Below are 20,095 nucleotides of genomic sequence, written 5' to 3'. Positions count from 1 at the left end.
AACTTTTCCTCAGCATAGATTGTGGGGTGTACAAGTCAAATGATTTGTATAGGTTTTTGCGGGAGGGAGCTCACTTCCAGCCCAAATGCCATTCAGCCGGGTCTTTCAGGATTTGCCAATCGAGTCGCTCGGCGCGCTGGGTCAGCACGGCCTGCAACTCAATCTCAAGCACCGTGCCTTCCTCATCGCAGAACAGTTCGGTCACCAGAAAATGCTTCTCGCGGTTTTTCGGCTGGGCTGCTGTCCATTTCGACAGCAGCAATTTGCGCGGATTGATGCGGTTCATTGCAGGTGCTCGTGCAAGCGTCGCGCGGCCTCCTGACCGCTGAGCCATGCACCTTCGACACGTCCCGACAGGCACCAGTCGCCGCAGGCATACAAGCCCAGATCGGCATCGGCCAGCGTGCCCCATTCGTGGCCGGTCGCCGGGCGGGCATAGAGCCAGCGATGGGCGAGGCTGAAGGTCGGGGCGGGCATCGCGCCGTGCAGCAATTCGGCGAAAGCACCGTGCAGTTGCTCAATGACCGCCTCTTTGGACAGGTCGATGTGCTGCCGGCTCCACGCACTTGTGGCATGTAACACCCAAGTGTCGAGGGTGTTGTCGCGCCCCGGCTTGCTGCGGTTGCGCGCCAGCCAATCGAGTGGGCTGTCCTGCACGAAGCAGCCTTCGATGGGGGTCTCCAGCGGCGTATCGAAGGCGAGGGCAACGGCCCAGGTGGGGTCCATTTTCACCCCGGCGGCGGCCCCGGCGAGTTTCGGCGCGGCGGCCAGCAGTGCGGTGGCCTGCGGCGCGGGCGTGGCAATCACCACATGACTGAAAGGCCCGTGGGTGAAACCTTCGGCGTCTTGCAGATGCCAGTGTTCTTCGCCACGGAAGACCTCGGTGATCCGGCAAGCGAAATGCACTTCCATGCCATCGAGCAAGCCGCGTGTGATTGCGCTCATGCGTGGCGCGCCAACCCAACGGGTCTGTTCGTCCGGGGAGAGGTTGAGTTGCCCGCCCTGATAGGTGTAGAGCTGCGGCGTCCACTCGGCGACCCAGCCCTGGCTTTGCCAGCGCTGCACCTCGGTGACGAAGCGCCGGTCGCGGGCGGTGAAGTATTGCGCGCCCATGTCCAGCGAACCGGCGTCGCTGCGTTTGCTCGACATGCGTCCGCCGCTGCCGCGACTTTTATCGAACAACTGGACGGTGTACCCGGTCTCTGTCAGAGCCTGGGCCGCCGAGAGCCCGGCGATGCCGGTGCCGATGATTGCGATAGGTACAGTCATAGGGGCCTCGTTTACCTTTCTGTACAGAACAGACTACGCTGCTGATGAAACCTGTACAATTTTGTTTTTTGGTATAACTTCTAGCATTCTCGTTCGGACAGCTTGGCCTATGGTTAAACAATAGAGCCTGCCCGATAGAAAAGATCCCTGCTTCTAAAAATAGACTAGTGATCCGGGTAAAACGCCACGCGAGGAAGATGTCATGCATATATTGCTGACCGGCGGTACTGGTTTGATAGGGCGTCAGCTCTGCCGACATTGGTCTGGGCAGGGCCATCGTCTGACGGTGTGGAGTCGACGTCCGGAAACGGTCGCGAAAACCTGTGGTGCCCAAGTGCGTGGAGTTGCGCGCCTGGAGGACCTCGGCGAAGAAACTGTCGACGCCATCATCAATCTTGCTGGCGCACCGATTGCCGACCGACTCTGGACGCATCGACGCAAAGCGTTGCTGTGGAGCAGCCGTATCACGCTGACGGAAACGTTGTTGGCATGGCTCGAAACGCGGGCGCAGAAACCGTCGCTGCTGATCTCCGGGTCCGCCATCGGTTGGTATGGCGACGGTGGTGAACGTGAGCTGACGGAAGAGTCGCCGCCGGTCATCGACGATTTCGCCAGTCAGTTGTGCATCGCCTGGGAAGAAACGGCCCTGCGTGCCGAGTCTCAGGGCATTCGCGTGGTGCTGGTGCGAACCGGTCTGGTGCTGTCGGCTGAGGGCGGTTTTTTGTCGCGGCTGTTACTGCCGTTCAAGCTCGGGCTGGGCGGGCCGCTGGGCAATGGCCGGCAGTGGATGCCGTGGATTCATATCGACGATCAAATCGCCTTGATTGATTTTCTTCTGCTCCGCGATCAGGCGAGTGGTCCTTATAATGCGTGCGCGCCGAACCCTGTGCGCAATCGCGAATTTGCCAAGACGTTGGGCAGCGTACTGCACCGCCCGGCGTTCATGCCGATGCCGACGCTGGCGCTCAAAGTCGGCCTCGGCGAGATGTCTTTGTTGTTGCTGGGCGGCCAACGGGCCACGCCGGCACGCTTGCTGGAAGCGGGCTTCACTTTCCAGTTCACGGATTTACGCGCGGCCCTGGATGATCTCTCCAGCCGCCTCTGAAATAGGACGTTGCATGACCGATCACGCCTTGCTTCTGGTCAACCTGGGCTCCCCGGCCTCCACCTCGGTGGCCGATGTGCGCAGCTACCTCAATCAGTTTTTGATGGACCCGTACGTGATTGACCTGCCGTGGCCGGTAAGGCGTTTGCTGGTGTCGTTGATCCTGATCAAACGCCCCGAGCAATCGGCCCACGCCTATGCTTCGATCTGGTGGGAGGAGGGTTCGCCGTTGGTGGTGCTCAGTCGTCGTTTGCAGCAGCAGATGACCCAACAGTGGAACCGTGGCCCGGTTGATTTGGCGATGCGTTACGGCGAGCCGTCGATTGAAACCTGCCTGTTGCGATTGGTCGCGGCGGGGCACAAACGCATCACACTGGCGCCGCTTTATCCCCAGTTCGCTGACAGCACCACTACCACGGTGATCGAAGAGGCGAAGCGTGTCATTGGCAGCAAAAATCTCAATGTGCAGCTCTCGTTGCTGCAACCGTTCTACGATCAGCCGGAATACATTGAAGCGCTGGTCGAAAGCGCCAGGCCGCACTTGCAGCAGGACTACGATCACCTGCTGCTGAGCTTCCATGGCTTGCCCGAGCGGCACCTGACCAAACTCGATCCGACCGGCAACCATTGCTTCAAGAATGAAGATTGCTGCAAGAACGCATCGCCTGAGGTCTTGGCCACCTGTTATCGCGCGCAATGCCTGCGCACGGCGGCGTTGTTCGCTGAGCGCATGGGGCTGACGGATGGCAAATGGTCGGTGTCGTTTCAGTCGCGTCTGGGCCGAGCGAAGTGGATCGAGCCCTACACCGAGGCGCGGCTCGATGAGCTGGCGAAAAGCGGCGTGAAGAAGATTCTGGTGATGTGCCCGGCGTTTGTCGCTGACTGCATCGAGACGCTGGAAGAGATTGGTGATCGCGGCAAGGAGCAGTTCTGCGAAGCCGGGGGAGAGGATCTGGTGCTGGTGCCGTGCCTCAATGACGACCCGCAATGGGCGAAGGCGCTGGCCACTCTGTGTGAACGAGCGCCGTTGGCGCTTTAAAAGCTTCGCGAGCAAGCTCGCTCCCACAGGGTCTGTGTTGCCACAAATGTTGTGTGCTCAGCAGATTCACTGTGGGAGCGCTCGCGAAAGCGGTCCTTCAGGCAATAAAGATTTTCAGCCGTCAGACCAGCGGCTCATCCGCCTTCTTGTGCTTCCAGCTGTCATTGCCCGGCAGGATCAGGTTCAGCGCAATCGCCACCACCGCGCACAGCGCAATGCCTTTGAGGCCGAAGTCGTCAGGCCCGGTGCCCGTGCCGACCAGCACGCCGCCAATCCCGAACACCAGCGTCACCGAAACGATCACCAGATTGCGCGCCTCGGCCAAGTCGATCTTGTGACGGATCAGGGTGTTCATCCCCACCGCCGCGATCGAACCGAACAACAGGCACAGAATCCCGCCCATCACCGGTACAGGAATGCTCTGCAGCAGCGCGCCGAACTTGCCGACAAACGCCAGGCTGATGGCGAAAATCGCCGCCCAGGTCATGATTTTCGGGTTGTAGTTCTTGGTCAGCATCACCGCGCCAGTCACTTCGGCGTAGGTGGTATTCGGCGGGCCGCCGAACAGTCCCGCAGCGGTAGTGGCGATGCCATCACCGAGCAGGGTGCGGTGCAGGCCCGGCTTCTTCAGATAGTCGCGACCGGTCACGCTGCCGACCGCAATCACGCCGCCGATGTGTTCAATCGCAGGCGCCAACGCGACCGGAACGATGAACAGAATTGCCTGCCAGTTGAACTCCGGCGCCGTGAAGTGCGGGATGGCAAACCAAGGGGCAGCGGCAATCTTCGCGGTATCGACCACGCCGAAATAGAACGCCATGGCAAAACCGACCAGTACGCCGGAAATGATCGGCACCAGGCGGAAGATGCCTTTGCCGAACACCGCCACGATCAACGTGGTCAGCAGCGCTGGCATCGAGATCATCATCGCGGTCTGGTAGTGGATCAGTTCGGAACCGTCGCCGGCCTTGCCCATTGCCATGTTCGCGGCAATCGGCGCCATGGCCAGGCCGATCGAAATGATCACCGGGCCAATCACCACCGGCGGCAGCAGACGGTCGATGAACCCGGTGCCTTTGATCTTCACGGCCAGGCCCAGGAAGGTGTAGACGAAACCGGCCGCCATCACGCCGCCCATGGTCGCGGCGAGGCCGAACTGGCCCTTGGCGAGAATGATCGGCGTGATGAACGCAAAGCTCGACGCCAGGAACACCGGCACCTGACGCCCGGTGACGATCTGGAACAGAATCGTCCCAAGACCTGCGGTGAACAGTGCCACGTTCGGGTCAAGGCCCGTGATCAGCGGCATCAGCACCAGGGCGCCGAAAGCCACGAACAGCATCTGCGCGCCGGACAACACCGTGCGCCAGAGCGGATCGTTGAACTCTTGCTGCATGGTCACGCGTCCTTCTGCTTGGTGCCGAAGATCTTGTCACCGGCATCGCCCAGCCCTGGGATGATGTAACCGTGTTCGTTCAAGCGTTCATCGATGGACGCGGTGTAAATGGTCACGTCCGGGTGAGCCTTTTCTACGGCGGCGATGCCTTCCGGCGCGGCCACCAGCACCATGGCGCGGATGTCCTTGCAACCGGCCTTCTTCAGCAGGTCGATGGTCGCGACCATGGAACTGCCGGTGGCGAGCATCGGGTCGATGATCATGGCCAAACGTTCGTCGATTTCCGGAACCAGTTTTTCCAGATAGGTGTGTGCTTGCAGGGTTTCTTCGTTGCGGGCAACGCCCACAGCGCTGACCTTGGCGCCCGGGATCAGGCTCAGCACGCCTTCAAGCATGCCGATGCCGGCGCGCAGGATCGGCACCACGGTGATCTTCTTGCCAGCGATTTTCTCCACCGACACCGTGCCGCACCAACCGGCAATGTCGTAGGATTCCAGCGGCAAATCTTTTGTAGCTTCGTAGGTCAACAGTGCGCCGACTTCCTGAGCAAGCTCGCGGAAATTCTTGGTGCTGATGTCGGCGCGGCGCATAAGACCGAGTTTATGACGGATCAGCGGATGGCGGATCTCAAGGATGGGCATGGGAAAGGCTCCGGCGGCGGGCAAAAAAACCGGCCTAGATTAATCTATCCGAGGGTGATGTCCTATAGGACATCGAGTACGTTAGTCCATAAAGGCTTGATCTGGCCTCGCTTGATGCGTACCTTTGCCCGCTTTTCCTGATTCCGCCACCCCTTGGAGAGCACCATGTCCGCTGATCTCGAGCATATCCGTCAAATCATGCGAGAGGCTGACTGCCTGTACACCGAGTCTGAAGTCGAGGCGGCCATCGCCCGCGTCGGTGCACAAATCAACGAACAACTGGCTGATAGCAATCCAGTGGTGTTCTGCGTGATGAACGGTGGCCTGATCTTCTCCGGCAAACTGCTGACTCATCTGAGTTTCCCGCTGGAAGCGTCCTACCTGCACGCCACCCGCTATCGCAACGAAACCAGCGGCGGCGACCTGTTCTGGAAAGCCAAGCCGGAAGTCTCGTTCATCGACCGCGACGTGCTGATCATCGACGACATCCTCGACGAGGGTCACACCCTGGGCGCGATCATCGACTTCTGCAAACACGCTGGGGCGCGCAAAGTGCACACCGCCGTGCTGATCGACAAGGATCACGACCGCAAAGCGCGTCCTGACCTGAAAGCCGATTTCGTCGGCCTGCCGTGCATCGACCGTTACATCTTCGGTTACGGCATGGACTACAAAGGCTACTGGCGCAACGCCAACGGGATCTTTGCCGTCAAAGGCATGTAACCCACGCCTTGATCTAACGGCGGGAACGGGCTTGCTCGCGAAGGCGTCGTGTCAGTCAATATCATTGACAAGGGACACACCGCTTTCGCGAGCAAGCCCGCTCCCACAGTTGTTTGGTGTGCGCTGATCGATTTTCATACACCCCATGCTAGAGTGCTCGGCCCCGCCCCCGGAGCCTGTCATGAGCCTCTTGATCCGCAGCTTTGCCGCCCTGTTGCTGACCCTAAGCCTGCCTCTGGCCGCCGCGCCGATGCACAGTCAATTCCTGCCGCCGGACGACCTGACCCTGCGCGCTGCCGCGCCCGAACAGCAGCAACTGCTGCAAGTGACCGACTATTCGGTGGTCGTGGGGGCGCAACGCCCATCCAATCAGCAGCCGATTCCGGTCACCTCGTCCCTGATGATTCGCCTCAAGGGCAAACCCCTGAACAAGGGCGCGACGATCGCTCAGGTGCTGGTGAGTTTTGATGGCGAAAGCAAAAGCCTGAAAAAACCGGTTTACGACGATAAGGGCAAGACGCTCACCCTGTTTTACCCGTTGTCGCAATACCGCGTGGTGATCGACTTGCTGCGCAACGATACCGTGTATGTGCAGTTCCTCAGCTACGCCAACGGCCATGTCTGGGCCGATTTGCACACCGGGGCCGTTCGATCGCGTTGAGCCCGGCGGCGGGGCAGGGGTAAACTGCCGACCCCGTGTCATGTCTGCGAGCTGGAGTCGGCAATGCGTAAAGATAAGAAACAAGTGATTGGTGACGAGATTGGCGATGAGCAGATCAAGCTGTTCCTCGATTTTGAACCGATCGATGCCACTTCGCCGTCGCTGCACAAATTGATCAAGGCGTACCGAGGCCTGCGCATCGATGACTTCGAGCGCTTTCTGACGTTCTTTGTCGCGGCGGGTTACGACGTGGATGGCAAGGATGAGCAGGGCCAGACATTCGTTGACCACATCAAGGATCAGCGCAACGCTGCTGACTACATCGAATTGATCGAAAAAGCCCGGGGCTAAAAACCTGAGGCACAAAAAAACGCCCCGCACTCACTGAGTGCGGGGCGTTTTTTATGCGGCAAGATCAAGCGTAGCTTGGGGTCTCGCTGCTTTCTTCAACCAGTTCCAGGGCGATGTTGTTCTGCGTGTTGATCTTGCGATACAGCGCCGCATCGGTTTCCAGGACTTTTTCACGGGCCGGGAAGATTTCGGCCAGTTTGGCCGCCCACTCACCCTTGGCCTTGCCCGGGAAGCACTTCTCGATCAGCTCGAGCATGATCGAAACGGTCACTGATGCACCCGGCGAAGCACCGAGCAGGGCGGCGAGGGAGCCGTCCTTGGCCGAAACCAGCTCGGTACCGAATTGCAGGATGCCGCCCTTTTTCGGGTCTTTCTTGATGATCTGTACCCGCTGACCGGCCACTTCCAGGCGCCAGTCTTCGGCTTTCGCCTCAGGGTAGAAGCGGCGCAGGGATTCCAGGCGCTGCTCCATCGACTGCATCACTTCGCTGACCAGGTATTTGGTCAGGTCCATGTTGTTCTTCGCCACCGCCAGCATCGGCCCGATGTTGCCGGCGCGAACCGACATCGGCAGGTCCATGAAGGAGCCGTGCTTGAGGAACTTGGTGGTGAAACCGGCGTATGGCCCGAACAGCAGGGATTTCTTGCCATCGACCACGCGGGTGTCCAGGTGCGGCACCGACATCGGTGGCGAACCCACCGCTGCCTGGCTGTAGACCTTGGCCTGGTGGTGTTTGACCACTTGCGGATTATCGCAACGCAGCCACTGGCCGCTGATCGGGAAACCGCCGAAACCTTTGCTTTCTTCGATACCCGAAGCCTGCAGCAACGGCAGTGCCGCGCCACCCGCGCCGAGGAAAACGAATTTGGCGTCGACTTCACGGCTGCTGCCGCTGTTGACGTCCTTGATGCTGACGGTCCAGCCGGCGCCGTTACGCTTGAGGCCGGTGACGCGTTTGCAGTATTTGACTTGAGCGTCGGGGGCGCTGGTCAGGTGCTTGAGCAACTGATTGGTCAGAGCGCCGAAATTGACGTCGGTACCGTTCATCACCCGGGTCGCGGCGAGCACTTCGTCCGGCGCGCGCCCCGGCATCATCAACGGCATCCACTCGGCCATTGTGGCCTTGTCTTCGGTGTATTCCATGTCGGAAAACGCGTGGTGCTTGTGCAGCACATCAAAGCGTTCCTTGAGGAAGGAAACGCCTTTGTCGCCCTGCACGAAGCTCAGATGCGGGACCGGGCTGATGAAGGATTTGCACGAGCCGAACGTGCCTTTCTTGGTCAGGTACGACCAGAACTGCTTCGACACCTCGAACTGGGTGTTGATGTGCACGGCTTTCTTGATGTCGACGGTGCCATCAGCCGCCTGCGGCGTGTAGTTCAGCTCACACAGGCCAGCGTGGCCGGTACCGGCGTTGTTCCATGGGTTGGAACTCTCGGCAGCACCGGAATCCATCAGCTCGACAACTTCCAGCTTGATCGCCGGATCGAGCTCTTTGAGCAGTACGGCAAGGGTGGCACTCATGATGCCGGCCCCAACCAGAACTACGTCGACTGCTTCGTTATGCGCCATTTAACGCGTCTCCAAAATCTGCAGCACCAAATTGTCGGCATGGCTGCCAGGCATTCAAGGGCAGGTCAGTAAACCCAGGATGCCCATGGTCAGGTTCGCCATGTCCGAATCTTCGCAATTTTTCGCAACTTCGACGGACGCATGCGGCCTGGCTTTACGAGCTCCATGAACTCATTTCAGCGCGCGGCTGGCAATTCGACTTATGGTCGAGACATCCGTTTTGTGCAACCAAATCCGTAGCGGACAGGCTTCAGGCTCTGGTATTCGAGGTATACCCGGTCCTGTGTCGTTGGGCTGTTTCAGACGCTAATGGTGCATGTTCAGACGCAAAACTATTCATTTGCTCGCCACACTCTTGTGAAGTTGTGAAAACCCGTTTTTTTCACGCTCTTTTGAAGACGTGAACCTCAAAAAAGGGCTGTCCAAGCCTGGCAACCTGCCCGAAGGGGCAAAACATCTCGGTGGCCGAGCGTAATGACAGCTCTGCAGATTCGCGAAAAGCGGGTTTTTGCCGCAGGAACAGGCAAGCACGCCAACTTCACTCGATCTGTGTGGGCGGCTCTCTGTGGGCGATTTGGATGTCGATGCATGCGCATTGACGCTGTTGCGGGGCCCGATCAGGAGACGTCCTTATAATCGGGGGGAGATTGTATCGAAGAAATGCGCGGAGTTGGTTGTGTTTAATGACTTTTATTAGGCATCCGGTCAGATGCTCAACTGGACCTGAGCGTTTGCGCGCGGTTGACGCGGGGCGATCCGGGCGCTGGCAGGCAGCGGTTTACGCAACCAATTGAGGCGGATTTCTTCGATTTCCACCCATCCGTCGCCCATTGGCTGCAGGCTGCACTGCTTGAACGCCTGGCAGTGGCCGTTGCGGTCGAGCAGGGCAAAGCAGCGGTGCAGCGGGCGTGGGGCGAACAACGAGATCAAATAGCGCATGGCCGAGTACCTTGTTGGAGGACTGGTTCGAGCTTGCCCGCAGGCCGTGACGTCAAGGTGTATGGGCGGTGAACAATCTGTGACAGGAACCGCTTTCATCAGGGTTTGTCAGACATTTCAGTATTCATTGTGCGGTGCTGGTTCCGCGCAGTGGCCCACCGCTATACTGCGGGCCTGTTTGTGCCTGATTCTGGAGAAAAGAGCATGTTGCAACGCCTGTTGTTCGGTTTGATCACTGTGGCCGGTTTGACTCTGGCCGGCTGCGCCCACAGCCCGCAACAACTGAGTCCGGAACCGAAGCTGACCACGCAACTGGCGGCGGTCGGCCGTGGCCAGCCTGTGGTGGTGCGTGTGGTCGACGGTCGTCCGTCGCCAACCCTGGGCACCCGTGGCGGTCTGTACCCGGAAACCAGCGTCATCAGCGTGCAGCGCGAGCAGATCCTGCCCAAGTTGCAGGCTCAGGCTGAAGCCGCCGTGCGTCTGCTCGGGTTCACCCCGACCAACAACGCACCGAACGCACCGCAGTTGACCGTGACCCTGGCGGAGCTGAAATACCAGTCGCCGAAAGAAGGCATGTACGTGACCGAGGCGACTATCGGCGCGACCTTCCGCTCCGACGTGCAGAACGCCAACCGTCGCTACAGCGGCCGTTACGGTGCTTCGCTGGATCAGCGCTTCGGCATGGCGCCCAACCAGGAAACCAACACCAAACTGGTCAGCGACGTGTTGAGCGATGCGTTGACGCGTCTGTTCAAGGACCCGACCGTGGGTCAGGTCCTCGCCGAGTAAGCTTTCGGCGCAGATAAAAAAGCCCGGTGCCAGTGATGGCTCCGGGCTTTTTTGTGGGCGCTGTCTTTGAACCTTGCACAAATCCCCTGTGGGAGCGGCGGCGGGTCAGGCGGCTTGAGAATAGAAATCGAGAACGCTCACGCCTGTCAGCAGATCCGTCTCCGGCAAATCCGCATGCTGATGCCCGCCGAGGGCGCAATACACCAGCCAGTGGCGATCCTGAACATTGAAGGCAAGGCTGCCGACGAGACTTTGCTGATCGTCGTAGGGGGTGATGAGGTACAGGCGATCCTGGTTTTCAGCGTGAAGCATGACGTGTTCCGTGTCGGTTTCGAGGCGCGCATGGTGGTGCATCCACATGACGAAGCCGTGACACAGGACAGCCATCGGTCGATTGATGCGTTATTTGTCGTAAAGGGGAGGCGTCGAAGGTATGTTTCGGTAAAATCCGCGCCGCGGTCGTCGCGCCTGGCGCCTGCCACACCGATTAAGTTTGAGGGTCTGTGATGTCGCTGCACTTGATGACGCTGTTTACCGCCCATCCCGCCAAATTGATCAATCTGCTGGCACTGTTGCTCGCGTTTCCGGGCAGTTGGTTGCTGCACGCGACCCGCCGCCGTGAACAGCGCGCCATGGCCAGTATCGCGGCCCAGCGTCAGGCTCAGCCCAATGCCGAACCGATTCTGGATTGGGCAACGCTGCGCATGAATCGGTTTTTCTATCGCTTTGGCTTTGCCTGCCTGGGCCTGGCACTGCTCATTTCGTGGATCAGCACGCGCTACTGATGATTTCAGGCATAAAAAACGGCGCACGAGGGCGCCGTTTCTGTATCTGGCCGACGCCGCTTACAGCGCTAACCCAGCCTTGACCCGGTACTGATTGCGCACCGGCGTTGCATATTGCAGCACCAGATACGGGCGATGCTCTTCAGGGCAAGCATCCAGTCGGCTCTGCCACTCTTCTTGCGCCTTGGCCAATTCATCGGCCGGGAATACCTCCGCAGCCTTCGGCACGTTCAATTGTGGATCAGCGTCCGCCCACTGCGCATAGGCCAGGTAATGCACCGGGAACAGGCGGTAGCCGCCCAGAATCTGCTTGTCCATCTCGATCGCCAATTGCTTGGTGTCTTCGAAGCACTCGGTGATCGGCGCGGCAAAGTTCACATGCACCCGGCCCTTGTAGCCGGTGATGCCCTTGGCGATGCTCACGTCATCTTCGCCCGGCACTTTGGCGTAGGTGCCGGTGGTGGCGCGGATGTACAGCTCGCGGGCCTTGGCCTGGTCGCAGGGGTCGTATTCGTAGCTGATCGACACCGGGGTGACGTTCAGTGACTGAATCACTTCGCCGAACGGTTCGTCCTTGCGGCTCATGTGGAACATTTTGAGGATCGCCGACTCGGTGCGGTCGTCGCCATCCTTCGCCCGGCCTTCGGCCTGCGCGATCCAGATCGAGGCGCAGTCGTTGCGGATCGAGTGGTTGATGTAGGCCGACAGCAACTGGTACGCGGCCATTTTCTCGCGGCGCCCGGTGATCGAACGGTGAACGATAAAACTCTTGTTCAGGCGCATCAGATCGCTGACGAACGGCTTTTGCAAAAGGTTGTCGCCGATGGCGATACGCGGGGTCGGCAGGCCGGCGTGGTACACGGCATAGTTGACGAAGGCCGGGTCCATCACGATGTCGCGGTGGTTGGCGATGAACAGATAGGCACTGCCTGACTTGAATTGCTCGACACCGGTGTAGGTCACGCCATCGGTGGCGCGCTCGATGGTGTGGTCGACGTAGAACTCGACTTTATCTTGTAAGGTAGCTACCGAGTTGACGCCGGCGAACTCACGACGCAGCCGATGGGCTATAAGGGGTTTGAGCATCCAGCCGAAAGGACCGGCAAAACGCGGGAAGCGGAAGTGGGTGAGGATATCTAGAAACGCCTTGTCGCCGAGCAGTCTTGCCAGTACCGCAGGTACTTCGCTGTCGTCGTAAGGTCGGATGGCATCGAATTCGCCCATCATGCTCTCTTGTTGGAAACGGCTAGGGTAAGTAAAGGTTTTGATCGAAAACCCGCGGGGCACGGTCTGAAAAGGTAGCCAGACAAAAATAGCCCTGCAAATAGACCGGCGATTATACGCACAAGTCACTTGGGAGACCGCGATGCTGGAAACCGCTGAGTATGAATGTCCGTATTGTGGTGAAGATGTCGAGACGACGCTGGATCTGTCTGGCGGCGACCAGACCTACATCGAGGACTGTCAGGTGTGTTGTCGGCCGATCACATTCGTATTGCAGGTTCACGAAGAAGAATGGCACCTGGAAGTCTTCAGCGAAAACGAGTGAGGGGCGCCCATGCAGCGAATCTACGAACCGGAGAGCCTGATGGAAGGCGAAATGCTCAAAGGCATGCTCGCCAGCGAAGGTATTGAAGCGCACCTGGTGGGCCGGGATCTGCTCGGCGGCACGGGTGAATTGCCGATTTTTGGACTGCTGGGGCTTTCGGTGGATAACGATCAGGCCGAGTACGCCCGCGAACTGATCACCGCGTACAATGCCGCGCTGCCGCTGCCCGGCGATGAACCGGAGAGCTTCCCCGGGACGCTGGTCTGTTAGGCTGACGTTCGTTTTACTTCTGAGTCGTGTTGCCCCATGTGTGGACGTTATGCCCTGTTTCGCTGGAACCGCGACTTCGCGGCGCTGCCTGGTTTTCCCGCCGATCAACAGGCGCAGTGGAACATTTCCCCCAATGATTCGGTGTTGATGCTGCGCGCCGAGGCCGACGGCCAGCGCACGCTGGCCCGGGCCCGATGGGGGCTGACGCCGCCGTGGTTGACCGATTTGTCGAAAACACCGGCGCATGCCCGGGCAGAAACAGTGGCCGAACAGCCGATGTTTCGCGAGGCACTGCGTCTGCGTCGCTGCCTGCTGCCGGCCAACGGCTTTTACGAGTGGCGGGGTACCCAACGCAAACGCCCGTACTGGCTGACGCCGGGGGAGGGTTCTTCGCTGTTTTTTGCGGCGATCTGGGAGGCATATCCGGTGCAGGAACAGGTGTGGCTGAGTACCGCCGTCATCACTCAGCCGGCGGCCAGTCAGCGCCGGCCGTTGATTCTCGATGAGGCGGGGCAGGCCGCTTGGCTCAATCCCGAAACACCGTTGCATGTGTTGCAGGGTTTGCTGGCCAGTGAGCCTGCCGCGCTGCGCGAGCGGGTGCTGGCGAATCTGATCAATGATCCGAAGCTCAATGGGCCGGAGTGTCTGACCCCGGGGTAGTGCGTTGACTGCATTGACGCCTTGGCGCGCAAGCCCGCGCCCACCATTGGAATTCACTCAAGGGTGGTAGCGGGCTTGCTCGACAAGGCGCCTTTGGATCAGACCTTGAACTGATTGATCAACCGCCGCTGCTGCTCCGCCAGTTTGGTCAGGTCGGCACTGGCCGAACTCGACTCATCCGCGCCGCCCGCCACTTCATTGGCCACCTGGCCAATATTGATCACGTTGCGGTTGATGTCATCGGCCACCGCGCTCTGCTCCTCGGCCGCACTGGCAATCTGCGTATTCATGTCGTTGATCACCGACACCGCCTGGGTAATCGTCTCCAGCGCCTCGGCCGCTTTCGAGGCGTGCTGCACGCTTTCGTCGGTGCGGTTCTGGCTGTCTTCCATGACCCGCACCACATCGCGGGTGCCCTGTTGCAGTTGCTGGATCATGGTCTGGATTTCTTCGGTGGCTTTCTGGGTTTTCTGCGCCAGATTGCGCACCTCGTCCGCCACCACCGCAAAGCCGCGACCTTGTTCGCCGGCACGCGCCGCTTCGATCGCCGCGTTCAGCGCCAACAGGTTGGTCTGTTCGGCGATCCCGCGAATCGCGGTGAGGATCGCGTTGATGTTCTCGCTGTCCTTGGCCAGGGTTTGCACCACACCCACAGCCTTGCCGATTTCCACCGCCAGCACGCCAATCGAATGGGAGGTATCGCGGACAATCTGCATGCCCTGGCTGGCGGCTTGATCGGCATGGCTCGCTGCTTGCGCCGCTTGGGTCGCGTTGCGCGCCACATCTTGCGCGGTGGCGGTCATTTCCTGCACGGCGGTGGCGACCTGATCGATCTCGGCCATTTGTTTCTGGATGCCGATGTTGGTGCGAATCGCGATGTCGGCGGTGTGTTCCGACGAGTCGCTGACGCTCTGCACCGACGTCACCACTTGGGTAATCATCGCCTGCAACTTGCTCAGGAAGGTGTTGAAACCCTTGGCAATCGAACCCAATTCGTCGCTGCGATCACTGCTCAAGCGACGGGTCAGATCACCTTCACCCTGGGCAATGTCATCCAGCATCGCGACCATCTGCTTGAGTGGCCGGGCAATGCCGTGGCCCACCAGCCAGATCACCAGCAGGCCGACGCCAGCGATGATCAGACCGACCATGGCCATGCCGAAGGTGTCGGACTTGCGCTGGGCATCGAGGTCGCCCTGCAGTTTTTGCAGATCAGCCATCACCGCGTTGATCGGCAGTTGCAGCATCAACGTCCAGCGTGCGTCAGTCTGGCCAATGCCGAACGGCAAGTACAATTCGATGCGCCCCTTGTCCTTATTGACGGAGTAGGTGACTTCGCCGCGCTTGAGGTTGGCCATGCTGGCAATCTGTTCGGCGTCGAGAATGTCGCTGACCTTTTCGCCGAATTTGCTCGGATCCTTGGTGTAGGCGACGATCCGGCCATTGCTGCCGATCAGGGCCATTTCTCCGGCGCCGCTGTAGAGTTTCTGATTGGCGCCCAGGAGCATTTCCTGGATGAAGTTCACCGACAGGTCGGCGCCGACGATGCCCTGGAATGCGCCGTTGAGCATGATCGGTTCGATAAAGGAGGCGAGCATGACGATCTTGTCGCCGACCTTGTAGGGCGCAGGATCGATCACGCAGGATTTTTTGCGCTCTTTCGAACACAGGTAGTACTCGCTGGCGCGCACGCCGGTGGAGAGGACTTTCTGGTCGTCGACGTCCACCAGTTTGTCCAGGCCCAGGGTGCCGTCGTCGTTGCGGAACCACCATGGCAGGAAGCGCCCGTTGGCCGCGTCGATACCGACGACGCGGGTACCGACGTAGGCTGCGTCATTGTGGTCCAGTGCGTTTTTTTCCCACGCGATGTAGGTGCCGAGAATCTTCGGGTTCTTTTCGACGTTCTCTTTGATCAGGCTGATCAACTGTTCACGGCTGACGCTCAGGCGTGGCTGGCCATCGGCGCCGGGCGTGCCGAGCAAGGCGTTGACCCGCACCAGCCCGCCGGCAATCAGCAACGGCGCTTCGAGTTCGCGCTGAATCTGGCTGACCTGGGTTTGTGCCAGTGAGGTCAGTCGCTGTTCGATGACTTGTTCAAACTGGGCCTGAGTGCGTTGCTGCACCATTTCCTGAGTGCGGGCGCCAGAGAACAGCGCGTACAGCACCAGCGCGGCAACCACGCTGAGTACGATAGCGCCGGCCAGGGCGGCGACGGAAAACTGGATCGACTTGAACTTCATGGGAGCTCCGCACGCAAGAGGATGTCTGCGGTGATGTATCGGCAGCGGGCAATGAGCCATGAATGGTGCAAGGCGCAATTGGGTGGGGATGTCGCAAATGGATGCGTGCGCGACGCAGTTGTCGGGGGCTTGCGGTCGCTGTGAATTTTTTACGACAGTGCGGGCGGGAAATATCTGAAAGCCGCTGCAATACGTCTGTTGTCTCTGGCGCCAATACCATTACCCGCCTACGATACGCGCACGTTTTCAGGGAGCTTTTGAATGAACAAGACATTGGTTGTAAGTGCACTGAGCGCAGCGCTGTTGCTGGCCGGTTGTCAGTCGGTCAACACCACCAGCGGCGGAGCCGTAGGGGTGGAGCGCAAGCAGTACATGTTCAGCATGCTGTCCTCGCAAGAGGTCGACCAGATGTATGCCCAGTCGTATCAGAAAACCGTCGGCGAGGCGTCGAGCAAAGGCGTGCTGGACAAAACCAGTCCTGAGGCCAAGCGCGTTCAGGCGATTGCCAACCGCTTGATCGCTCAGGCGCCGAACTTCCGCCCGGATGCCGCGCAGTGGCAATGGGAAGTCAATCTGATCAAGAGCGATGAGCTCAACGCCAACTGCGGCCCCGGCGGCAAGATCATCTTCTACACCGGGCTGATCGACAGCCTGAAACTCACCGACGATGAGATCGCGGCGGTCATGGGCCATGAAATTGCCCACGCCCTGCGCGAGCACGGTCGTGAAGCGATGTCCAAGGCCTATGGCGTTGAAATGGCCAAACAGGGCGCGGGCGCACTGTTTGGTCTGGGGCAGGACAGCCTGGCGCTGGCCGACACCGTGGCCAACTACGGCATGACCTTGCCCAACAGCCGAGCCAACGAAAACGAAGCCGACCTGATTGGTCTGGAACTGGCCGCTCGCGCCGGTTACAACCCGAACGCGGCGATCACCTTGTGGAACAAGATGAGCAAGGCTTCGGAAGGTTCTCCACCGGAGTTCATGAGCACTCACCCGGCGTCGAGCAGCCGTATTGCCTCGTTGCAGGCGGCGATTCCGAAGGTCATGCCGCTGTACGAGAAAGCGCCGAAGTCCTGATGGTTTTGCAGCGAGGCTGATTGCCCCTTCGCGAGCAAGCCCGCTCTCACTTTGGAATGCACTCCATAGTGGGGGCTGGTTTGCTCGCGAAGAACGCTGACAGGGTCTATCGACTTACGCCGTCAAACCCAGCCACTGCTTTGCATCGCCTTGTACACCGCAACGACTGCCAAAATCAGGAATGCCGAAGCCGCCAATCGACGGATCAATGTCAGTGGCAGTTTTTCCGCCGCAAAATTACCGGCCAATACCACCGGCACGTTGGCAATCAACATGCCCAGGGTGGTGCCGATAATCACCAGCCACAATTCCGGATATTGCGCAGCCAGCATGACGGTGGCGATCTGGGTCTTGTCTCCGATTTCCGCGAGGAAGAACGCAATCAGCGTCGTGAGGAACGGCCCGAATTTGCGTGCCGTGCTCGCTTCATCGTCGTCCATTTTGTCCGGGACCAGCGTCCACAACGCCGTGGCCGTAAAGCTGGCGGCGAGAATCCAGTGCAGTACCGAATCGGAGAAGAAGCTGCCGAACCAGGCACCGACCGCACCGGCTGCTGCGTGGTTGGCCAGCGTTGCGGCGACGATACCGGCAATGATCGGCCAGGGTTTGCGGAAGCGAGCGGCGAGAATCAGCGCGAGCAGTTGCGTCTTGTCGCCGATTTCGGCCAAGGCAACGATTGCGGTGGGAACGAGTAACGAGTCCAGCATCAGGATTTCCTAAGGGGCGGGTCGACACGGCTATGACACGTACAGCCTTCCCGCCCCGGGTAAGGTGTTCGTGTCATAGGTCTTGTCAAACCCTGCTATCCGTCTGGTGCGGACGCTTGGGTCGCATACGCCATGATCTGAGGATCAAGTATGTTGACGTATGCCGGACGAGCTTGGCGCTCGTGGGAGACTACTCCCCTAGGACGGAGCGGATTCTGCCTAGGCAGAATCCATTCGGCAAGTGCTAATTTTCAGCCGCGCTTGGCCCGGTAAATCCGGAATCCGTTGCCCTCGGCCTTGATCGCACACACGCCCAGATGCTCTTCGATCAGTGGCTGATACTTCAGGAAACTGTTCGCCACCAAGCGCAGTTCGCCACCGTTTTTCAGATGTTTGACCGCTTTTCGCAGCAAGTTCTCGGTGGCGAAATAATCGGTGTGCACGCCGACATGGAACGGCGGGTTGCTCAGAATCGCGCTCAAACCCATTGGTGCCGCATCGATTCCGTCACCGGTCAGCACCTCGCCTTCCAGGCCGTTGGCTGCCAAGGTCAGACGACTGCTGGCCGCAGCAAACGCATCGACGTCCAGCAACGTGACCTGGTTGTGCGGGTAACGACGTTTGACCGCTGCCCCCAACACGCCCGCGCCACAACCGAAGTCGAGCAGATGACCGCTCGGCAGTTTGTCCAGATGTTCCAGCAGCAGGGCACTGCCGCGATCCAGTCGGCCGTGGCTGAACACGCCGGGCAGGCTGATGACTTTCAACGGGCCTTCAGCCAGCGGCAATTCGTAAGTCTGCGCCAGGCTTTCCAGCGATTTTGCTTCTGGCGCATTGGCCACGGTCACTTGCCACAGTTGGCAATGCCGGGCGCTGTCGAGTTTGCGCGGCTTGCCGAACGGGTTGAGTTGCTTGGACGCACCTTCGATGCCGCTGCGTTTTTCCCCGACCAGAAACACCTCACGCCCCGGCAGACGTGCGGCCACAGCGTTGAGGATGTAATCGGTCAGGTCTTTGGATTTGGGCAGAAACACCACGGCGCTGTCGAATTCGCGCTCCGGGATATTCACGCCAAAGTGGCTGCGGCCTTCGAAGCGAGCGTCGAGCGCGGCTTGATCGCCGGCGTGCCAGCACCAGCCAAAGGCGTTGGGCAGACGTGCGAGCAAATCGTCGGCAGGCAATCCGGCCAGCAATAGCGAACCCTGGAATAACTCGGCCTGACGAAGCAGTACTTCACTGCGCGGATCCATAACTGCTCCTCAAAAAAAGTGCCGCAGTTTATCAACTGACGACCCGCAGCGCCTTAGCGCTGAAAAACGCCTGAGCGTTTTCAGTCAATTGACCCACGATACGTTGCCGGGCCTCGCGACTGCCCCAAGCGTTGTGCGGCGTGACGATCAGGCGCGGGATGTCGGCGGCCAGCAGTGGATTGCCCTGGGTGGGCGGCTCGACGCTGAGCACATCGGTAGCGGCGCCGCCGAGATGGCCATTGCGCAAGGCGTCGGCCAAGGCCTGTTCGTCGATCAGTCCGCCACGGGCGGTATTGACCACGAACGCGCCGGGCTTCATCGACGCCAGTTCGCGAGCACCGATGAAGTGGCGAGTGTGTTCGTTGAGCGGGCAGTGCAGGGTCAGGGCGTCGATCTGCGGCAGCAATTGATCCAGTGGCAGACGATCCGGCCGGGCCGGCCGGCCGGGGATTTGCCCCAGCAGCACGCGCATGCCGAAGGCTTCAGCCAACCGGGCAACGGCACCGCCGAGTTCGCCATGCCCAAGCAGGCCGAGGGTTTTGCCTTCCAGTTCGACAATCGGGTAGTCCAGCAGACAGAACTGTTTTGCTTGCTGCCAGCGACCTTCGCCCACCGCTTGCTGGTAATCGGCCAAGCGCGTGGCGAGATTGAGCAGCAGCATGATCGTGTGCTGCGCCACCGATGGCGTGCCGTAACCCTGGCAGTTGCACACGGTGATGCCGTGAGCACGGGCGGCGGCCAGATCAACATTATTGGTGCCGGTGGCGGTGATCAGGATCAGTTTCAGTTCCGGGCTGGCGGCCATCGCTGCGTCGTCGATCAGGATCTTGTTGGTTATGGCCACGGTGGCACCTTGCAGGCGTTCGGCGACGTGTTCAGGCAGGGTCTGGGTGAACAGTTGCAAGTCAGTGAAGCAGGCGCGCAAAGGGCTGAGGTCAAGATCGCCGAGATCCAGCGAAGGGTGATCGAGGAATACGGCGCGGCGCGAGTTAGTCATCAACTGTACCTTTTGTGCAGTGAACGGAAGGCGTAATCTGCCGAGCCTATCAGATGAAACAAAACGTTACG

General features: G+C 59.8%; 23 protein-coding genes, 1 pseudogene and 1 riboswitch. Of the genes and pseudogenes, 11 read left to right on the top strand and 13 right to left on the bottom strand.

Annotated elements, in window-relative coordinates:
* Positions 1-70: 70 nt before the first annotated feature.
* Complete coding sequence (locus AACY18_RS15640; protein ID WP_339432192.1) at positions 71-286, bottom strand: TIGR02450 family Trp-rich protein; 216 nt, start codon at positions 284-286, stop codon at positions 71-73.
* Positions 283-1,269, bottom strand: coding sequence for an NAD(P)/FAD-dependent oxidoreductase (locus AACY18_RS15635; protein WP_339432191.1), 987 nt, complete (start codon positions 1,267-1,269; stop codon positions 283-285). Before AACY18_RS15635 ends, AACY18_RS15640 begins: the two co-directional genes overlap by 4 nt.
* A gap of 202 nt (positions 1,270-1,471) precedes the next feature.
* Between AACY18_RS15635 and AACY18_RS15630 the strand changes: the two genes are divergently transcribed.
* Positions 1,472-2,374: a TIGR01777 family oxidoreductase gene (locus tag AACY18_RS15630; protein ID WP_339432190.1), complete on the top strand. Its 903-nt coding sequence runs from the start codon at positions 1,472-1,474 to the stop codon at positions 2,372-2,374.
* A gap of 13 nt (positions 2,375-2,387) precedes the next feature.
* A complete protein-coding gene (hemH, locus tag AACY18_RS15625; protein WP_339432189.1) occupies positions 2,388-3,413 on the top strand; it encodes a ferrochelatase in 1,026 nt (341 codons plus the stop codon).
* A 121-nt stretch (positions 3,414-3,534) separates the two neighbouring features.
* Here hemH and AACY18_RS15620 read toward each other — a convergent pair whose 3' ends face one another.
* Both AACY18_RS15620 and upp read right to left on the bottom strand, forming a co-directional pair.
* The gene (locus AACY18_RS15620) at positions 3,535-4,809 is read right to left on the bottom strand and encodes a uracil-xanthine permease family protein (RefSeq protein ID WP_339432188.1); all 1,275 of its coding nucleotides are present in this window, start codon (positions 4,807-4,809) and stop codon (positions 3,535-3,537) included.
* 2 nt (positions 4,810-4,811) lie between these two features.
* On the bottom strand, positions 4,812-5,450 hold the full coding sequence (upp, locus tag AACY18_RS15615) for a uracil phosphoribosyltransferase (RefSeq protein ID WP_007912842.1): 639 nt from the start codon (positions 5,448-5,450) through the stop codon (positions 4,812-4,814).
* A 165-nt stretch (positions 5,451-5,615) separates the two neighbouring features.
* On the opposite strand from upp, the gene AACY18_RS15610 reads away from it, so the two are divergent.
* The 3 genes from AACY18_RS15610 to AACY18_RS15600 all read left to right on the top strand — a co-directional run bounded on the left by AACY18_RS15610 (position 5,616) and on the right by AACY18_RS15600 (position 7,185).
* Complete coding sequence (locus tag AACY18_RS15610; RefSeq protein ID WP_339432187.1) at positions 5,616-6,173, top strand: hypoxanthine-guanine phosphoribosyltransferase; 558 nt, start codon at positions 5,616-5,618, stop codon at positions 6,171-6,173.
* Positions 6,174-6,354: 181 nt separating this feature from the next.
* Positions 6,355-6,834, top strand: coding sequence for a hypothetical protein (locus AACY18_RS15605; protein ID WP_339465316.1), 480 nt, complete (start codon positions 6,355-6,357; stop codon positions 6,832-6,834).
* A gap of 63 nt (positions 6,835-6,897) precedes the next feature.
* The gene (locus AACY18_RS15600; RefSeq protein ID WP_339432185.1) at positions 6,898-7,185 is read left to right on the top strand and encodes a PA4642 family protein; all 288 of its coding nucleotides are present in this window, start codon (positions 6,898-6,900) and stop codon (positions 7,183-7,185) included.
* 64 nt (positions 7,186-7,249) lie between these two features.
* Here the strand turns inward: AACY18_RS15600 and mqo are convergent, their stop codons facing one another.
* Both mqo and AACY18_RS15590 read right to left on the bottom strand, forming a co-directional pair.
* Positions 7,250-8,758: a malate dehydrogenase (quinone) gene (gene mqo / locus AACY18_RS15595; RefSeq protein ID WP_339432184.1), complete on the bottom strand. Its 1,509-nt coding sequence runs from the start codon at positions 8,756-8,758 to the stop codon at positions 7,250-7,252.
* Positions 8,759-9,463: 705 nt separating this feature from the next.
* The gene (locus AACY18_RS15590; RefSeq protein WP_339465315.1) at positions 9,464-9,697 is read right to left on the bottom strand and encodes a hypothetical protein; all 234 of its coding nucleotides are present in this window, start codon (positions 9,695-9,697) and stop codon (positions 9,464-9,466) included.
* Between the two features lie 204 nt (positions 9,698-9,901).
* Between AACY18_RS15590 and AACY18_RS15585 the strand changes: the two genes are divergently transcribed.
* Positions 9,902-10,486, top strand: a complete 585-nt coding sequence (locus AACY18_RS15585) for a YajG family lipoprotein (RefSeq protein WP_221731543.1) — start codon at positions 9,902-9,904, stop codon at positions 10,484-10,486.
* A gap of 105 nt (positions 10,487-10,591) precedes the next feature.
* Here AACY18_RS15585 and AACY18_RS15580 read toward each other — a convergent pair whose 3' ends face one another.
* On the bottom strand, positions 10,592-10,798 hold the full coding sequence (locus AACY18_RS15580; RefSeq protein WP_016770662.1) for a hypothetical protein: 207 nt from the start codon (positions 10,796-10,798) through the stop codon (positions 10,592-10,594).
* A gap of 194 nt (positions 10,799-10,992) precedes the next feature.
* On the opposite strand from AACY18_RS15580, the gene AACY18_RS15575 reads away from it, so the two are divergent.
* On the top strand, positions 10,993-11,271 hold the full coding sequence (locus AACY18_RS15575) for a hypothetical protein (RefSeq protein ID WP_221731542.1): 279 nt from the start codon (positions 10,993-10,995) through the stop codon (positions 11,269-11,271).
* 60 nt (positions 11,272-11,331) lie between these two features.
* Here AACY18_RS15575 and AACY18_RS15570 read toward each other — a convergent pair whose 3' ends face one another.
* A complete protein-coding gene (locus AACY18_RS15570) occupies positions 11,332-12,495 on the bottom strand; it encodes a 1-acyl-sn-glycerol-3-phosphate acyltransferase (protein ID WP_339465314.1) in 1,164 nt (387 codons plus the stop codon).
* 142 nt (positions 12,496-12,637) lie between these two features.
* Here AACY18_RS15570 and AACY18_RS15565 point away from each other — a divergent pair, with 142 nt between their 5' ends.
* Genes AACY18_RS15565 through AACY18_RS15555 form a run of 3 tightly spaced genes read left to right on the top strand, consistent with a single transcriptional unit; the run spans position 12,638 to position 13,750 of the window.
* Entirely contained in the window at positions 12,638-12,820 is a 183-nt protein-coding gene (locus AACY18_RS15565; RefSeq protein WP_339432181.1) for a CPXCG motif-containing cysteine-rich protein, read from the top strand.
* A gap of 9 nt (positions 12,821-12,829) precedes the next feature.
* On the top strand, positions 12,830-13,090 hold the full coding sequence (locus AACY18_RS15560) for a putative signal transducing protein (protein ID WP_215502366.1): 261 nt from the start codon (positions 12,830-12,832) through the stop codon (positions 13,088-13,090).
* Positions 13,091-13,126: 36 nt separating this feature from the next.
* Complete coding sequence (locus tag AACY18_RS15555) at positions 13,127-13,750, top strand: SOS response-associated peptidase (protein WP_339432179.1); 624 nt, start codon at positions 13,127-13,129, stop codon at positions 13,748-13,750.
* 98 nt (positions 13,751-13,848) lie between these two features.
* Here the strand turns inward: AACY18_RS15555 and AACY18_RS28090 are convergent, their stop codons facing one another.
* Together AACY18_RS28090 and AACY18_RS28085 are read right to left on the bottom strand one after the other, a co-directional pair.
* A complete protein-coding gene (locus tag AACY18_RS28090; protein ID WP_401138739.1) occupies positions 13,849-14,592 on the bottom strand; it encodes a methyl-accepting chemotaxis protein in 744 nt (247 codons plus the stop codon).
* Positions 14,593-14,703: 111 nt separating this feature from the next.
* Positions 14,704-14,901: pseudogene (locus AACY18_RS28085) on the bottom strand (HAMP domain-containing protein); the annotation flags it as partial.
* A gap of 1,350 nt (positions 14,902-16,251) precedes the next feature.
* Here AACY18_RS28085 and AACY18_RS15545 point away from each other — a divergent pair.
* Positions 16,252-17,070: a M48 family metallopeptidase gene (locus AACY18_RS15545; RefSeq protein ID WP_339432177.1), complete on the top strand. Its 819-nt coding sequence runs from the start codon at positions 16,252-16,254 to the stop codon at positions 17,068-17,070.
* A gap of 122 nt (positions 17,071-17,192) precedes the next feature.
* On the opposite strand, the gene AACY18_RS15540 is transcribed toward AACY18_RS15545, so the two are convergent.
* From AACY18_RS15540 to AACY18_RS15530, 3 genes are all read right to left on the bottom strand, one after another.
* On the bottom strand, positions 17,193-17,777 hold the full coding sequence (locus tag AACY18_RS15540; protein ID WP_221731535.1) for a TMEM165/GDT1 family protein: 585 nt from the start codon (positions 17,775-17,777) through the stop codon (positions 17,193-17,195).
* 87 nt (positions 17,778-17,864) lie between these two features.
* A riboswitch (yybP-ykoY riboswitch) is annotated at positions 17,865-17,989 on the bottom strand.
* A 39-nt stretch (positions 17,990-18,028) separates the two neighbouring features.
* Entirely contained in the window at positions 18,029-19,027 is a 999-nt protein-coding gene (locus tag AACY18_RS15535) for a class I SAM-dependent methyltransferase (protein WP_339432176.1), read from the bottom strand.
* Between the two features lie 31 nt (positions 19,028-19,058).
* Positions 19,059-20,024, bottom strand: coding sequence for a 2-hydroxyacid dehydrogenase (locus AACY18_RS15530; RefSeq protein ID WP_339465310.1), 966 nt, complete (start codon positions 20,022-20,024; stop codon positions 19,059-19,061).
* Positions 20,025-20,095: the final 71 nt, after the last annotated feature.

This window comes from Pseudomonas sp. EA_65y_Pfl2_P74 (genome assembly GCF_963970575.1).
Lineage (GTDB): Bacteria > Pseudomonadota > Gammaproteobacteria > Pseudomonadales > Pseudomonadaceae > Aquipseudomonas > Aquipseudomonas baetica_A.
Note: the sequence above shows the minus strand (reverse complement) of the source record. Positions and strands in the feature narration are given on the sequence as shown.

Excerpts from the sequence above, each read along its gene's own strand:
- AACY18_RS15640 (WP_339432192.1), bottom strand. The coding sequence starts at position 286 with ATGAACCGCATCAATCCGCGCAAATTGCTGCTGTCGAAATGGACAGCA.
- AACY18_RS15635 (WP_339432191.1), bottom strand. The coding sequence starts at position 1,269 with ATGACTGTACCTATCGCAATCATCGGCACCGGCATCGCCGGGCTCTCG.
- AACY18_RS15630 (WP_339432190.1), top strand. The coding sequence starts at position 1,472 with ATGCATATATTGCTGACCGGCGGTACTGGTTTGATAGGGCGTCAGCTC.
- hemH (WP_339432189.1), top strand. The coding sequence starts at position 2,388 with ATGACCGATCACGCCTTGCTTCTGGTCAACCTGGGCTCCCCGGCCTCC.
- AACY18_RS15620 (WP_339432188.1), bottom strand. The coding sequence starts at position 4,809 with ATGCAGCAAGAGTTCAACGATCCGCTCTGGCGCACGGTGTTGTCCGGC.
- upp (WP_007912842.1), bottom strand. The coding sequence starts at position 5,450 with ATGCCCATCCTTGAGATCCGCCATCCGCTGATCCGTCATAAACTCGGT.
- AACY18_RS15610 (WP_339432187.1), top strand. The coding sequence starts at position 5,616 with ATGTCCGCTGATCTCGAGCATATCCGTCAAATCATGCGAGAGGCTGAC.
- AACY18_RS15605 (WP_339465316.1), top strand. The coding sequence starts at position 6,355 with ATGAGCCTCTTGATCCGCAGCTTTGCCGCCCTGTTGCTGACCCTAAGC.
- AACY18_RS15600 (WP_339432185.1), top strand. The coding sequence starts at position 6,898 with ATGCGTAAAGATAAGAAACAAGTGATTGGTGACGAGATTGGCGATGAG.
- mqo (WP_339432184.1), bottom strand. The coding sequence starts at position 8,758 with ATGGCGCATAACGAAGCAGTCGACGTAGTTCTGGTTGGGGCCGGCATC.
- AACY18_RS15590 (WP_339465315.1), bottom strand. The coding sequence starts at position 9,697 with ATGCGCTATTTGATCTCGTTGTTCGCCCCACGCCCGCTGCACCGCTGC.
- AACY18_RS15585 (WP_221731543.1), top strand. The coding sequence starts at position 9,902 with ATGTTGCAACGCCTGTTGTTCGGTTTGATCACTGTGGCCGGTTTGACT.
- AACY18_RS15580 (WP_016770662.1), bottom strand. The coding sequence starts at position 10,798 with ATGCTTCACGCTGAAAACCAGGATCGCCTGTACCTCATCACCCCCTAC.
- AACY18_RS15575 (WP_221731542.1), top strand. The coding sequence starts at position 10,993 with ATGTCGCTGCACTTGATGACGCTGTTTACCGCCCATCCCGCCAAATTG.
- AACY18_RS15570 (WP_339465314.1), bottom strand. The coding sequence starts at position 12,495 with ATGGGCGAATTCGATGCCATCCGACCTTACGACGACAGCGAAGTACCT.
- AACY18_RS15565 (WP_339432181.1), top strand. The coding sequence starts at position 12,638 with ATGCTGGAAACCGCTGAGTATGAATGTCCGTATTGTGGTGAAGATGTC.
- AACY18_RS15560 (WP_215502366.1), top strand. The coding sequence starts at position 12,830 with ATGCAGCGAATCTACGAACCGGAGAGCCTGATGGAAGGCGAAATGCTC.
- AACY18_RS15555 (WP_339432179.1), top strand. The coding sequence starts at position 13,127 with ATGTGTGGACGTTATGCCCTGTTTCGCTGGAACCGCGACTTCGCGGCG.
- AACY18_RS28090 (WP_401138739.1), bottom strand. The coding sequence starts at position 14,592 with ATGGCCGAGATCGATCAGGTCGCCACCGCCGTGCAGGAAATGACCGCC.
- AACY18_RS15545 (WP_339432177.1), top strand. The coding sequence starts at position 16,252 with ATGAACAAGACATTGGTTGTAAGTGCACTGAGCGCAGCGCTGTTGCTG.
- AACY18_RS15540 (WP_221731535.1), bottom strand. The coding sequence starts at position 17,777 with ATGCTGGACTCGTTACTCGTTCCCACCGCAATCGTTGCCTTGGCCGAA.
- AACY18_RS15535 (WP_339432176.1), bottom strand. The coding sequence starts at position 19,027 with ATGGATCCGCGCAGTGAAGTACTGCTTCGTCAGGCCGAGTTATTCCAG.
- AACY18_RS15530 (WP_339465310.1), bottom strand. The coding sequence starts at position 20,024 with ATGACTAACTCGCGCCGCGCCGTATTCCTCGATCACCCTTCGCTGGAT.